The sequence below is a fragment of the Limosilactobacillus frumenti DSM 13145 genome, assembly GCF_001436045.1.
Taxonomy (GTDB): Bacteria; Bacillota; Bacilli; order Lactobacillales; family Lactobacillaceae; genus Limosilactobacillus; species Limosilactobacillus frumenti.
On record NZ_AZER01000016.1, the window covers coordinates 425,622 to 439,756 of the forward strand.

A 14,135-nucleotide genomic window follows, 5' to 3' on the forward strand; every position below is an offset into this window, starting at 1 on the left:
ATGGTCAAGATCACAAAAAGCCGTTAACGATCTCTCGCTAACGGCTTCAATAATTATTTAAGCTTGAAATGCGGCTATCATCCGGTCGAGTAATTCAAGATCAGTCTTCCGGGAGTAAATGTCCATGATTTCGTAAATTTGTGGTGCTGAGGTTGAGCCTGTGAATGCCAAGTTTAATGGGAAGTACAGGTTCCGACCCTTAACACCGGTTTCCTTACCAACTTCCTTAATTGCCTGGCTGTAGTCTAAGTCAGCATCGCCATTTGCCAACCGATCCTTGAGGTGACTCAGAACAGCAACGATGTCATCATTAGAGAAGTCATCATTGTCCTTTAATTGGTCGTAGTTAAAGTGTTGATCAAGAACAGTGTAGTAGTCCCAAGCATATTGCATAACTTCCAACAACTTGTTGACATCGCGTTGGTGAACATGGATGGTCTTCGCGATCAAGGTCTTCAATTCATCTTCTGGAACTGATTGCAGGCGCTTAGCTTCTTCAGTTTCGCCTTCCTTAATCAATGCCAAGGTCCGGTCCGTTAATTCATCAACGTCCATCTTCTTAATGTATTGGGCGTTCATCCAATCAAGCTTCTTTTGATCGAAGTAAGCTGGAGCCTTGGACATCCGCTGTGGGTCATAAACTTTAATCAATTCATCCTTGGAGTAAATTTCACGTTCACCAACCGGTGACCAGCCAAGGAAGGCAATGAAGTTGAAGATGGCTTCTGGTAAGTAACCATGCTTCTTATACTCATTGATGAATTGTAAAGTATCCTTATCACGCTTACTGAGCTTCTTCCGTGTCTTAGGGTTGAAGATCAATGGAATGTGGCAGAAAGTTGGGTGTTCCCAACCAAGTGCTTCATAGATGGCAATTTGCTTTGGCGTGTTGGAAATATGATCAGCACCACGTAAAACGTGGGTGATCTCCATTGAGTGGTCATCAACAACAACGGCAAAGTTGTAAGTTGGCATTCCATCACTCTTTTCAATGATGAAGTCACCACCCAAGTTGTCAGAGTTGAAGGAAACATGACCACGAGCAATATCGTCCCACTCGTAATCGTGGTTCTTTGGGAAGTGGAAACGAATCGTTGGCTTCAAGCCCTTGGCTTCCGCTGCCTTTTGTTCCTCTTCGCTCTTGCCATACCAACGACCATCATAGTGAGGAGCTTCATTGTTGGCACGTTGACGTTCACGCATTTCCTGAAGTTCTTCTTCTGTAGAGTAATCTTTGTAAGCAATCCCCGCATCAAGCAGTTTTTGAATGTACTTGTGGTAAATTCCCTTCTTATTCCGTTCACTCTGGCGGTATGGACCGTACTTTGGATTAGGCTTATTTGGACCTTCGTCCCAGTCAATACCTAACCAATGCAAGTTATCACGCTGACTGGCTTCACCATTCTTAACGTTCCGCTTAGTATCGGTATCTTCAATCCGCAATACCATCGTTCCGTTAAAGTGCCGAGCAAATAAATAGTTAAAAAGGGCTGACTGCGCATTACCGATGTGTAAGAAACCGGTTGGGCTTGGTGCGTAGCGAACTCTGACCTTCTTGTCATCCATTTTTGAGAATCTCCTTTAATGTAATTCACGACTAGATCGTGAGTGCAACAAATTTAATTGTATCGGAAAGTCGTCATTTGTCAATTTATGACGGCACAAAAGCGCCCGTAATGGCATCTCCTACTTCATCAGTAAGCTTACCATTACCGGGGCGCTTCGATTGATCATTTTAATATTGATGACCACTTATTAATATTGTTCCATATAACGCTTCCGTTCCCAATCAGAAACATGAGCACGGTAGGAATCATATTCACGGGTCTTAGCTTCCATGAAGCTGTTGTAAATGTGTTCACCAAGAGCACCCTTCATAACATCATCAGCAGCTAAGTCCTTCAAAGCATTGTGCAAGTTATCCGGCAAGTTGACAATGCCCTTTTCTGACCGTTCAGCGGTCGACATGTTATAAATGTTTTCGTTAACGTTGTGAATTGGTTTGAGGTTGTTACGTAGGCCATCCAAACCGGCTTCCAAAACAGCAGCGATGGCCAAGTATGGGTTAGCAGCTGGATCAGCTGACCGCAATTCCAGACGAGTCCCCATGCCACGATCACTAGGAATCCGGACTAATGGTGAACGATTGGAAGTTGACCAAGCAACATAAACTGGTGCTTCGTAACCTGGTACTAAACGCTTGTAGGAGTTAACAATTGGGTTAACAATTGCGGTAAAGCTCCGGGCGTGTTTCATCAAACCGCCCAGGAAGTGGTATGCCGTAGATGATAATTGATCTTTATCATCAGCATCGTAAAAGGCATTCTTGCCATCTTGGCTGAAGAGGGACATGTTGAGGTGCATTCCGGAACCATTAATTCCAGAAAGTGGTTTTGGCATGAATGTTGCATGCATGTTGTACTTCTTAGCGATGGTCTTAACAACCAGCTTGAAGGTTTGAATGTTATCAGCCGCTTCCAATGCGTCCGCATACTTAAAGTCAACTTCGTGCTGACCCGGAGCAACTTCGTGGTGGGCAGCTTCAACATCGAAGCCCATCTTTTCAAGAGCGAGAACGATATCACGCCGGCAATCTTCACCGGTGTCAGCTGGTTCCATGTCAAAGTAATTTTCGGAATCGTTAACAATAGTCGTTGGGTTCCCGTTTTCATCGTTCTTAAAGAGGAAGAATTCTGGTTCAGGGCCAATATTAAAGTCCTTGAAACCTAGTTTTTGCATGTCAGTCAAGACACGCTTCAAATTGTTACGAGGATCGCCAGAAAATGGCGTGCCGTCAGTCATGTGAACACTGCAAATAACACGAGCAACCTTACCATGTTCCGCACCCCATGGGAATGTCAACCAAGTCGACATGTCTGGGTACAGGTACATGTCACTTTCTTCAATCCGTACAAACCCATCGATGGATGAACCATCAAACATAATCTTATTGTCCATCAACTTATCCAGTTGACTAACTGGTAAGTCGACACTCTTAATTGTTCCTAAGAGGTCGGTGAACATTACCCGCAAGAAACGGATGTTTTCGTCCTTCACCATTTGGCGAACTTCATCTTTGCTATATTCATGTCTAGCCATATGTCTAATCCCTTTCATAACAAAATCTGCTGTTCTTAATAAAATTAAGTGCCGTTTGCAATCTTTTAAGTAGACCATTCGGCACCAAATGATTAAGTAACAACTAGTTCCTCTAACACGTTCTAAGAATACCAATTGACCTGGGGGAAGTCAATTTAATGAAAACGTTTTAACCTGATTGTAAATAAATCAAGCCTGAAACTTTATTTATTTAACCAGTCCTTAATTAGCTCCTTAACATCGTTAGGCTGATTTTTACCAGAAACCAGGTCAAACCAGTGAACGTCCATTTTATTCCGAAACCAGGTGAGCTGACGCTTCGCATAGTGACGTGAATCCTTCTTAATCTTATCAACGGCAGTAGTCAGGTCACAATCACCGGTAAAGTACGGGAATAATTCATGATAGCCAATTCCTTTACCAGCAGGCAGCTCTGCCCCTCCCTGATCAAACAACCAACGAGCCTCATTAAGTAATCCCGCATCCATCATCAAGTCGACGCGCTTGTTAATACGGTCATAGAGCACAGGCCGGTCAGTGGTCAAGCCAATCAATAAGTAATCGTTCACCGCCTCTTGTTGTGGCTGGTCAGAAAAGCGGCGCCCGGTTTGGTGAATCACTTCAAGAGCGCGAATTACTCGTCGTGTGTTACCTACGGGGATTTGACGAGCTGCTGGCGAATCCAGTTGCTCTAATCGATTCCAAACAAATTGGGAACCACGCTGTTTGGCAACCGCTTCCCAGTGCTCACGAAAAGAGATTGATTGTTGACTACCTAAGGTAAGGTTATTTGTTAGCGCCTGCAGGTAAAAGCCAGTTCCCCCGACAATCAAAGGTAAATGGTGACGCCCACTGATTTCTTTGATGAGGCGCCCTGCTGATGATTTAAATTCCGCAACCGAGTATTGGTGGTCAACATCCACAATATCAATTAAATGATGCGGAACCCCTGCCATTTCATCTGGACGAATTTTGGCAGTTCCAATGTCAAGGTGGCGATAGACTTGCATAGAATCCCCAGAAATGACTTCGCCATGAAAGACTTTGGCAATTTGAATTGATAGGGCGGTCTTACCAACTGCAGTCGGTCCGACAATTGCAACGACTTTTGACAATTTAACCCTTCCTTTCCCAGATTTATTAACAGTCTGACTGGTAAAAAGCAGTTAATTCTTGCATAATAGAGTTAAGTATAAAACAAAAGGAGGAAACTAAGATGAAGCAATTTGCAAAGGGTGTTTTAGTCGGTGGTCTCGGAACTATTGCTGCCATTGCTAGTGGCTTATTCACATTCCACAAGACTGTTATCGAACCAGTTGAAGAACAAGAAAAGAAGTTTGACGAAAACCGTCGTGCTGCAATCCGTAAGGGTCGTTCCGCTCACCAAGGCTAAAGCAAACAATTAATTATACTAAATATTATTCATGAGGAGAAGGCATTACTTTTAATTACCTTCTTAAGCATGACAAAAGCTCCGGTCATTCGCACTTGCGAACATCCGGAGCTTTTTGCTTTTTAATACTTGGACTTCTTCGTCTTACCGTTCCACTTTAAGTAGCCGCCCTTAAGGATATACAAGTGCTTGTATCCCTTCTTACCAAGGAAAGCTGCTGCCTGAGTACTCAGTGTCATTCCCTGATCGTACATGTAAACGGGGAGGTCAGGACGTAATTCACTATACTGTTGCTTTAAATAAACGTATGGCAAACTCCGTGCGCCTAAAATATGACCCTTCCGGAAATCTTCCGGCTGCCGGAGATCGATTACTTGGGCCTTCCGCATTCCTTCTTGGAATTGCTGCTCGTCAATGACGGTTGCGTAATGACGCCGCCGCAAATATTGGAGACCCCAAGCAATTAACCAGGCCAGCAGAAGAACAACGATAACAATGTTGAAAGTCAGTAAACCAGAATTAACTGCTAAAAACACTCTAAACGCTCCTCACTTTCGATTAGTCCATAAATTGGCGAGCTAATGAAGCCGCACCAATCACACCAGCATCATTACCTAATTCTGCCAGCTTCAATTGAGTAGAAGTCTTAACAGTTGGGAAGGCAAATTTCTTAAAGTTGGCATTAACCCGCTTCAGTAAGAAGTCACCGGCTGCAGATACCCCACCACCGATAACAAGGTATTCAGGGTTCAAAGCATCACTTAAATTAGCGCAAGCCAATCCTAAGTACATGCATACTTCATCAACAACCACGTTTGCCAGGTAATCATTTTCCTTGGCAAGGTCAAAGACAATCTTGGCAGTGATTTCATCACCGTTATCAATCATAGCCTTCAGACGGCTATCACCTTCGTATTCTTCAGCCTTATCTTGGGCAATGTGAACAATTCCAGTGGCAGAAGCGTATTGTTCCAGGCAACCATGATTACCACAAGTACAAAGGTAACCATTTGGCTTAACGATCATGTGGCCAACTTCACCACCGGCACCAAGACCATGAATCAACTTACCATTGGAAATTAATCCACCACCAACACCGGTACCTAAAGTAATAAAGGCAACATCGTCACCTTCGTTACCAGCACCCTTCCAAAGTTCACCCAGGGCAGCAACGTTGGCATCATTATCTACGGCGAACTTCATACCAGTTCCTTTTTCAATGTCATCCTTGACATGTTGGGTCGTCTTCCAGTTTAAGTTGTAGGCACCGATAACAGTTCCCTTATCACGGTCAATCGTTCCGGGAGTTCCCATGCCGATACCAACAAATTGGTCACGACTCATCTTGTACAGGTCCAAATGGTGGTTAATGGAATCCACAATGTCAGGAACAATGTGAGATCCTTCATCCAAAATATTTGTCCGTAATGACCACTTTTGCTGAATTTCACCATTTTCTGTCAAAATTGCAAACTTGATCGTCGTACCACCAAGGTCAACACCAATTAATTTCTTTGCCATAATTATTTCTATCCCTTTCCTTGCTAAATGGCAGTGCCATTCTTTTCCCTAATTTCTTCTTCGCGATGTTCCTTACGCAATACAATCTTGGCCTTCATGTATGTTTGACGATCGACCACTCCAGCCTCGTAAAGGTGATCCAATTCAATCGCCATCAGTTCAATATCATAGAGGCGCTTGCCAACATAAACGAAGACGTTAAATTCCTTGAGTAATTGCTGAACATCATATAATGTCCGGTATTCACGTTGCTTTACAACCATATTTTCACCAGCTTAATTTACTACCAATCATTACAATCCCAACGATCATCACAATCAAGCTTATGATTTGCTTGTGCCGAATAACAGGCCCCATTAATGGAGCGCCAACAACATAAGAAACTAAAAAGCCACCCAAAAGGCCGCCCAGGTGACCCGCAAGGTCAATGCCCGGCGTAAAAAGGTCAATTCCAATGTTCAAGACAACCAACATTAAGAACTGGCGACTTAATTGACGAATAGCAAAATTATTCCGGTAAGATTCACCCAGCATCAAGAACGCCCCAAATAAACCAAAAAGCGCCGTACTAGCACCAGCTGAAATAGTATTGGGAAGGAAAACCGCACTCGCTAAGTTACCCATAAATGCTGATACCAGGTAAATAACTAACATCCGCCAATGACCAAAAATTTCTTCAATGTATTGGCCCATGAAATATAGTGTGAGGCTATTGACCAATAAATGGGTAAAGCCAATATGAACAAAGACAGGCGTGATTAATCGCCACCATTGTCCAGCCTCAATCAGCTGTGTCTGACGACCGCCAAACAGCAAAATCACCGATTGATTAGTTGATCCGCCCAGCAAGGTCATCAGAACAAACACAACAATTTGAATTGTTAACAAGACTAACGTGACCGGTGCAACAGACCAGATCCGATTATTCATTAATCCGTCTCCGGCAATGAGATCACATGGTCCACCTTTTGGTCGTGGCCTTCTGCGATCCACTCATTTTCTTCAGCCACCTGGGTTGTAAAGGCCACCGCCATTGTTTGACCATGGTATTGACTCAGGTAACGATCATAGTAGCCGCCCCCAAAACCGATCCGTTTGCCGGAACGCGTAAATGCTACTCCGGGAACAATCATTAAATCGATTTCATCGGGCTGATAAACTTTACCATCTTGAGGTTCGAGAATCCCGAAACCGGTTTCCTCAAAGATGGTGTCCTCATTCAAGGCCACAAATTCCATCTGACGATGAGGTAAGGTCCGTGGAACCACTATCTGCCGTCCTTCATGCCGAGCATGGAGAATGATGGGCGCAGTGTCGAGTTCCAACGATTGACTCATGGTAGTTGCAATAACCTTGGCATTCATCCATTCAGGGGTGTCAAACAATGCCGACGTCAGTCGTTTTTCTTCATGAAAACGCGTATTTAGGTCTAATTGTTGAAGACGCGCAATGTAAGCTTGACGTAACTCTTGTTTTGTATACGCCATGAATTCTCATCTCTCCTTTATCAAACGTTTTCATTGTTTCATTATCACAGCTCACTATTATTTATGCAAGCGTTTTTTCATGATATCTCTAAAATACACAAAAACTCCTAACGTTGCTTAAAACGTCAGGAGCAATGCTGACAGTAATGAACTAGCTGAAGTTCACTAGCTGTTTATTATTACTTAGTTTCACGGTGCAATGTAACCTTGCGTTCCCGAGGGCAGTACTTGTTTAATCCAAGACGGTCGGGATTGTGACGACGGTTCTTACTAGTTAAGTAAGTGCGTTCGTGGCATGAAGTACATTCAAGAGTAATGTTGACACGCATTGTCATAACCTCCAATAACTTATTTTAAAATTTACACGGTTAAATTCTAACCCTAACTCGTACAACTATATCATTAATTACCAGCTTTGACCAGTCTTTTGGCAAGATTGTTAAGGAAAAAGCCTTGACAGTGATTAATAATTACCGTTGCTCTTCTGACTTTGCACCATCTTCCAGTAGGCGTTAAAGATTTGCTTGGCCATGTTTAAGTTGGCACCACCATCATCATTGGTGGCCCCAGGGATAGCCAAGGCAACAACGACTTGAGGGTGGTCATATGGAGCATAACCGGCAAAACTTAAGGTCGTTGTCTTGTGACCTTCAGAAACCGTTTCGGCGGTCCCAGTCTTTCCGGCAATTCCTGGCTTAACACTTGCTAGTGGCTTACCAGTAATATAGGCATTAGATCCGTGAACAACATTATATAACCCCTGACGAACAGTATCAAAGTCAGCTTTAGAAGCTGGGATCGTGAACTGAACTTGTGGCTGAGTCGTATATTCGACCCGGCCGAGTTTACCATTAGCTTTGGTTCCCCGAATTTCCTTCACGACATAAGGCCGCATCCGGTTACCACCGTTAGCAATCGTTGACATATATTGTGCTAACTGAATAGTTGTGTAACCATCATAGTTCCCATAAGAAAGGTCCAATGCAGAACCGACATGCTTTTCATCAGATGGACCAGTGTATCCAGCAGTTTCCCCTGGGAGGTCAATACCAGTCTTAACACCGAGCCCAAACATATTAAAGTATTTCCGTTCCGTTTGGAAAATATCTGGCTTTAAGGTTAATGCAGTATTTGGCTTATAATTCATTCCCCCCTCTTTCATGATTAACTGCATCATGTAAGAGTTTGAGGAAACTTCAAGAGCCAGGGGAGCCGTTAAGGCCATGCTTGCTGACCCGCTCTTATTGAACCAGGAACTCTTTTGAGAAATTCCTTCGACCTTGATTGGCTGGTCAGTCAAAGTGTTGTCATTCGGGGTAATAACACCGGACATCAGTCCACCCATAACCGTGGCTCCTTTAACAACGGACCCCATGGTGATTGGGTGGTTAATTGCCCCGATTTCATCAACTGTTTCTTTACCAGTTTTCGGGTTGCGATCAATCCCTGCCATGGCATAAATAGCCCCGGTATTCGGATTCATGACCACTGCATAACAACCGGAAGAATATGAATTACCAGCAGCAGCATAGTTACTCTTCAGGATGTCCTGAACCTTAGCCTGGAACTTCGAGTTAATCGTCAGGACCAGATTGCTCCCCTTTTTACCACGGTACTTCATTACTTCATTAGTGACTTTATTACCACTTGTAGTGACTTCTGTTTGGGACTTTGATCCCGCTAAGGTGCTTTGAAATTCCTTTTCCAAGTAGCTTTGCCCAACGGAATCGTTACGTGAGTACCCTTGAGAAAGCAGGCTATTAATTTCATCGCTTGGCAAACCAGTCGTTGAAACGGTCCCGGTAAACGACTTAAAGTCATTTCCTTGGGGGTAGTTCCGTGTCCAGGCCGTCCCAATTTTAACCCCAGGCATTTCACCCAAGTGTTCACCAACCTCAGCCAATTCCTTCGCCGTGACACCCGTCTTCTTAATATATGTCGTAGACAATGAATATGCCCCTGACATTGCGGAATAGATACGAGCATTACTCTTCTGGTGAGCATTTAGACGCCATTCACTGGGGTGGTTAGTCAAGTACTTAACCGCCTTGTTATATTTGGAATCATCCGAAGCGTTTTTGGAAATATTTAATTTACGAACAACTGCATTTAAATTACTCTTATTAGCCAAGTAGTAATCAATCTGATTCCGATCTGTTAACCGGGTATCACTGTTGCTAACGTGAACGTAACTCCCTAATTGTTTGGCGATCTTATAAATCTGGTCATTTGTCACGTCCGCGCTCTTGGTATAAGTAATTGCCTGGTGAGTTTGGTTACCGACAATAACCCGACCAGCGGTATCGTAAATCATCCCCCGCTGGACGTTGTTGGTTTGGATCGTTGTGTCAGAACGCTTAACTTCGGCCTTATAGGCGGTACCATTCAAGACTTGTAAGTAAAACAACCGCCCTGCTAATAGGAGCAGCAGGAGGCCAACAACCCATAGCAAGAAATTCAGCCGAAATGGGATAATTGATTGCGCATTTTTCGGTTTGCTTATTTTCGCGTTAAAGAGATTGCGAATTCGATCAAGATATTTCACAGTAGCAAAATTCTCCTTTTACCGTGATGAATAATATTGTATCAAATTTTATTTTCTGCCGCATTGGCAATTAAAGTATCAACCGCTATCTTACTCCAAGATAAGTAAAAAAGAAATTGTGAGCGTCATAATTTGGATAATCTTAACTCTTAAACAACTTCTTTCACTATTAATCCGTTATATAATAGAAACACTTTGCTGATCAGGAGGACTTATTGTGTTACATCACCGTCAATTAACTCAACGTCAAGTGCTCATGGGAAGTTTCTGCATCCCAGTTATCATCATGGGTGTGTACTTTGCTTGTCGCGGAATGGCACCGTTCGGATCAAGCAGTCTGTTAACTGTCGATTTGGGCCAGCAGTATGTCGACTTTTTCTCATACTTCCGGCGTATTATTTTACATCATCCGAGTGAACTCTTCTATTCATTTAGTAAGGGCCTTGGTGGCGAAATGTTTGGTACCAACGCCTACTACCTTTTCAGTCCCCTAAACCTACTCTTGCTGTTTTTCCCAGGGGCCAGTCTAACCAGCGGCATCATGCTGGTAACCTTGCTCCGCTACGGGCTGGCTGGAATAACACTCGCCTGGTGTCTGCAACACCTCAATTGGCAACAAGGACCGCGAATCTGGGCGTTCAGCACTGCCTACGCACTGAACGGTTGGATGATTGCAAACCAACTAAATATGATTTGGTTAGACGCATTGATTATCCTGCCCCTCATTTTTTACGGTCTGGTCAAACTATTAAATGGTGGTGGTTCCGGAACGTATATTGGCTGGCTTGCCTTGATGATTATTGACAACTATTACATGGCCTGGATGATCTGTCTGTTCACCATTTTAATTGTCATTTGGCAGTTGCCGGTGCTTTCATCATGGCAACAACGGGGAAAGCAGCTTTGGCGTTACGTTTGGTCATCTCTGATGGCGGTCGGAATCAGTGCAGTTGTCCTCCTGCCCACCATCTTTGCTCTTCTGCAAAGTAAGGGTACATACACCGAAACTAGTATTCACTCCCGTTTTGAATATAATCCGTGCAAAATCTTAGCCAAATTGGTCCCGGGTTCATTTAATTTTGACCAGATGCCTAAAGGACAGCCTAATATTTACATTGGCATGTTGCTGATGATGGGGCTAGTCCTCTACCTCCTTGACCGTAAAGTCAAATGGTCCCAACGACTGCTGGCTTTCCTGATAACTGCCTTCATGATTATGTCATTCTGTTATGAACCACTTGACCTGCTGTGGCATGTTGGTCAATTCCCAGTCTGGTATCCATCACGCTTTTCATTTATATTCTGTTTCTGGGTCATCATGTTAGCAGCAAAAACATTAATAGCTAATTCAGATGTTCCCAAGTGGCAAATCGGCGTACTAATTATTTTAACGGGTGGGATTACCTACTATGTCCACACTTTGCACCTCTCATACATCTCACCAAACCAAATTGCCATCGGCTTTGCCTTTGCCGTGATTAGTATTGCCTATCTGGCAATTCCGCGCCGATATTCACCATTGATGTATGACCTATTATTTATTGTTCTAATCATTGCCGATGTTGCAACAAGTGCTTTAGTATCGCTTAGCCACCTGGCCTACGTCAGCCAACCAGAATTTGGCAATTATACAACCGCGTTAAACGCCGCAATCACTAAAGTGCCAACCAGCGACCACGAATTTCACCGGGTTGCTAAAACCATTATGCGAACCAAGGATGATCCACTGCAAAGTGGTTTCAACAGCGGTGATCACTTTGGGTCCACCCTTGAACCGCAACAACCGGCATTCATGGGTGCTATTGGTCAGCCTGATGGTGATGGCTTTATCTCATACGCTAATGGAACGAAGGTGTCCGATGCACTGTTGGGCTTTGACTACACATTAAGCGCTAGTGAAAACCGTGATCACTCTGATCTGCCATTCTCTGGCTATCGTCCCGACTGGTTCTCTCAACAGCCACTAGCAATTACTCATGGTATTGGAGTGCGAAGAAATCGGAATGTGTTGCCATTGGCATTCGGCGCCAACAAGCAGATTCTCACTTTGGGACACGCTACATTGGACCCCTTAAATTATCAATCTCAGATACTCCAGGCACTAGCTGGTAAACCAATTAATAAGCCCCTGTTCAATGTTCAAAACTTTACAAGTGTCGACTTCATCAACGTCCAGCCGGCGCAACAGATTACAGGCACAACATTTAAAAAACAGGACCCGAGTCAACCAGCTGTGGTCCGACTGAAGTTCACACCACCGACGAATGGGTCATATTATTTAACCCTGGGACCCGCTGTCAAAGACAGTGCGACCCTGAGTTTGAACAACAAGCGGTTCAGTCAGTACAATACCTACCGTAATACTGTCGTGCTCAATATTGCCAATCACCATAAAAAGAGACCGGTAATTATCACATTACGGTTAAAAAAGAATAGTCTGTGGATGGAGAACGTTAGTCTGTATCAGTTAAATCAACAAGCGTTCAATACGAGTTTGAAGGCCTTACAACATTCGCCATTGCAGATTAGCCATATGAGTGCGACAACTGTTAAGGGTCACGTAACGATCCACCGTGGACAGTCTGTTCTAATGACAACGATCCCCGCAGCTACCGGTTGGCATGTTAAGGTCGATGGTCAGACCGTTACTCCACAAACGGTTCTTGGTATTTTTATGGCAGTCCCAATGACCACTGGTCCGCATACGGTTGTTTTCCACTACCGTCCACCATACCTGATCTTGGGTACATGCATCTCCATCACCTGTCTAATGATCACATTACTAACTATTCGTTACCGACAAAAACACCTTGAAAAGAAATAAATTAGCATTGAAAAGGGCCTTAGATCCGTGTTTCCGAATCTAAGGCCCTTATGATATATTCATCAATTAGTCCGCTTAATACCGAAGATTAGTGAGATTACCAGTACCAGGATAACCGCTCCGATTACCGATGGGATGATAGCCATACCAGCAACTTGGGGACCCCAAGATCCTAAAATGGCCTCACCAATTGTCGAACCAACCAGCCCGGCAATGATGTTAGCAATCACACCCATGGCCCCGCCACGGTGAGTAATAGCTCCGGCAACTAAACCAATCAATCCACCAACAATTAATACCCATAACCAATGCATAAACATAACCCCCTTTATTCTTCTACGCAGTCCTTAACGTCTGCAACTTTATCTTTGGCCTTACCCTTCGCTTTACGGGCTTTCCCGGCCAACTCAGTTTTCTTATCGCCGGTTATTTTTCCCTTAGCTTCTTGATAAGTACCGACTAGCTGATCTTTTACTCCGTGCTTATCGCTAACCATAGTTAAAACCTCATTTCTATGTCGTCGTAGTGCAATCACAACAGCTGCTCCGGTCAGCTATGACTAGTGTCATTTGATGATTATAATTATACGGAATCATTTCCAGTAAAGATATAAATTCCAGTTGGGCTTACGCTTTCCTTAAGGACCTTTAGAGATTATTGGGGATAAGGACACAAAAAGGTCACTAGTGTGAAAAAATTACAATATCCTAGGTAAAATATCTAATCGCACAGTACAAAAAAGGCGTCCAGTGTCGGTATCCCGAACACTGAACGCCTATTATATTTGCTTATCGTGATGTCGAAGTCTTCACTAACTTCTAACACTTATTCTATTCCCAGTACTCTTCGTAACGTTGGGAAGCACCCGTTGATGCATCCGCCTTGTTATCAGCGTGATCATCAGAATCCTTCTTTAAACCAGCAACCTCTGGTGTGTCATCGCCATCTTCGTGTTTAAAGTGAAAGATGGGGCCATCTGTCCGTGGGTTATAGTCAACCGTGGTAATTAAGCCTGAGAAGAACCATTCATCAATATCATTAACATGATAGTTGATTCCATCTTTAATTACTTCCATCACTGGATCAATCGGTTTGTCCTGACGAGCAAATCCCTGTGAAAAGCCATGGTGGACTTCTGTCGAACCATAAACTTTACCATAGAATTTAATGCCGCCACCGTTTTCCAGGCCAAATTCCTTTTTAAACCACTTATGTGCCGCATCGGTAATAATTAGTTTCATTATTTCACATCCCCTCAGTTTCTGA

At 43.7% G+C, this 14,135-nt stretch carries 15 protein-coding genes; 2 read left to right on the forward strand and 13 right to left on the reverse strand.

The window, feature by feature from the left end; genetic code table 11:
• Positions 1-57: 57 nt before the first annotated feature.
• The 3 genes from gltX to miaA form a co-directional block, all read right to left on the reverse strand.
• Positions 58-1,566: a glutamate--tRNA ligase gene (gltX, locus tag FD27_RS06705; protein ID WP_057751619.1), complete on the reverse strand. Its 1,509-nt coding sequence runs from the start codon at positions 1,564-1,566 to the stop codon at positions 58-60.
• A gap of 189 nt (positions 1,567-1,755) precedes the next feature.
• Positions 1,756-3,099 (reverse strand): glutamine synthetase family protein, encoded by a 1,344-nt coding sequence (locus FD27_RS06710; protein ID WP_057751638.1) that lies wholly within the window; start codon positions 3,097-3,099, stop codon positions 1,756-1,758.
• A gap of 203 nt (positions 3,100-3,302) precedes the next feature.
• Positions 3,303-4,214: a tRNA (adenosine(37)-N6)-dimethylallyltransferase MiaA gene (gene miaA / locus FD27_RS06715; RefSeq protein ID WP_057751648.1), complete on the reverse strand. Its 912-nt coding sequence runs from the start codon at positions 4,212-4,214 to the stop codon at positions 3,303-3,305.
• A 101-nt stretch (positions 4,215-4,315) separates the two neighbouring features.
• Here miaA and FD27_RS08620 point away from each other — a divergent pair, with 101 nt between their 5' ends.
• Positions 4,316-4,492, forward strand: coding sequence for a DUF3042 family protein (locus FD27_RS08620; RefSeq protein WP_083482702.1), 177 nt, complete (start codon positions 4,316-4,318; stop codon positions 4,490-4,492).
• A 122-nt stretch (positions 4,493-4,614) separates the two neighbouring features.
• On the opposite strand, the gene FD27_RS06720 is transcribed toward FD27_RS08620, so the two are convergent.
• The 7 genes from FD27_RS06720 to FD27_RS06750 form a co-directional block, all read right to left on the reverse strand.
• Positions 4,615-5,028 (reverse strand): rhodanese-like domain-containing protein, encoded by a 414-nt coding sequence (locus tag FD27_RS06720; RefSeq protein ID WP_057751651.1) that lies wholly within the window; start codon positions 5,026-5,028, stop codon positions 4,615-4,617.
• Positions 5,029-5,050: 22 nt separating this feature from the next.
• The gene (locus FD27_RS06725; RefSeq protein WP_057751657.1) at positions 5,051-6,013 is read right to left on the reverse strand and encodes an ROK family glucokinase; all 963 of its coding nucleotides are present in this window, start codon (positions 6,011-6,013) and stop codon (positions 5,051-5,053) included.
• Between the two features lie 23 nt (positions 6,014-6,036).
• Complete coding sequence (locus FD27_RS06730; RefSeq protein ID WP_057751660.1) at positions 6,037-6,276, reverse strand: YqgQ family protein; 240 nt, start codon at positions 6,274-6,276, stop codon at positions 6,037-6,039.
• A 4-nt stretch (positions 6,277-6,280) separates the two neighbouring features.
• Positions 6,281-6,943, reverse strand: a complete 663-nt coding sequence (locus tag FD27_RS06735) for a rhomboid family intramembrane serine protease (RefSeq protein ID WP_057751663.1) — start codon at positions 6,941-6,943, stop codon at positions 6,281-6,283.
• Positions 6,943-7,500 carry a 5-formyltetrahydrofolate cyclo-ligase gene (locus tag FD27_RS06740; RefSeq protein ID WP_057751666.1) on the reverse strand — a complete coding sequence of 186 codons (558 nt, stop codon included), beginning with the start codon at positions 7,498-7,500 and terminating at the stop codon, positions 6,943-6,945. The genes FD27_RS06735 and FD27_RS06740 overlap by 1 nt, the downstream gene beginning before the upstream one ends.
• Positions 7,501-7,679: 179 nt before the next feature.
• Entirely contained in the window at positions 7,680-7,829 is a 150-nt protein-coding gene (gene rpmG / locus FD27_RS06745; RefSeq protein ID WP_057751669.1) for a 50S ribosomal protein L33, read from the reverse strand.
• A gap of 134 nt (positions 7,830-7,963) precedes the next feature.
• The gene (locus FD27_RS06750) at positions 7,964-10,045 is read right to left on the reverse strand and encodes a peptidoglycan D,D-transpeptidase FtsI family protein (protein WP_057751675.1); all 2,082 of its coding nucleotides are present in this window, start codon (positions 10,043-10,045) and stop codon (positions 7,964-7,966) included.
• A 256-nt stretch (positions 10,046-10,301) separates the two neighbouring features.
• Between FD27_RS06750 and FD27_RS06755 the strand changes: the two genes are divergently transcribed.
• Positions 10,302-12,869 carry a YfhO family protein gene (locus tag FD27_RS06755; protein ID WP_057752057.1) on the forward strand — a complete coding sequence of 856 codons (2,568 nt, stop codon included), beginning with the start codon at positions 10,302-10,304 and terminating at the stop codon, positions 12,867-12,869.
• A 62-nt stretch (positions 12,870-12,931) separates the two neighbouring features.
• Here FD27_RS06755 and FD27_RS06760 read toward each other — a convergent pair whose 3' ends face one another.
• From FD27_RS06760 to FD27_RS06765, 3 genes are all read right to left on the reverse strand, one after another.
• Positions 12,932-13,183 carry a GlsB/YeaQ/YmgE family stress response membrane protein gene (locus FD27_RS06760; protein WP_057751677.1) on the reverse strand — a complete coding sequence of 84 codons (252 nt, stop codon included), beginning with the start codon at positions 13,181-13,183 and terminating at the stop codon, positions 12,932-12,934.
• Between the two features lie 14 nt (positions 13,184-13,197).
• Positions 13,198-13,365 (reverse strand): CsbD family protein, encoded by a 168-nt coding sequence (locus tag FD27_RS08625; RefSeq protein ID WP_083482703.1) that lies wholly within the window; start codon positions 13,363-13,365, stop codon positions 13,198-13,200.
• 334 nt (positions 13,366-13,699) lie between these two features.
• Positions 13,700-14,110: a HesB/YadR/YfhF family protein gene (locus FD27_RS06765; RefSeq protein WP_057751679.1), complete on the reverse strand. Its 411-nt coding sequence runs from the start codon at positions 14,108-14,110 to the stop codon at positions 13,700-13,702.
• Positions 14,111-14,135 lie beyond the last annotated feature (25 nt).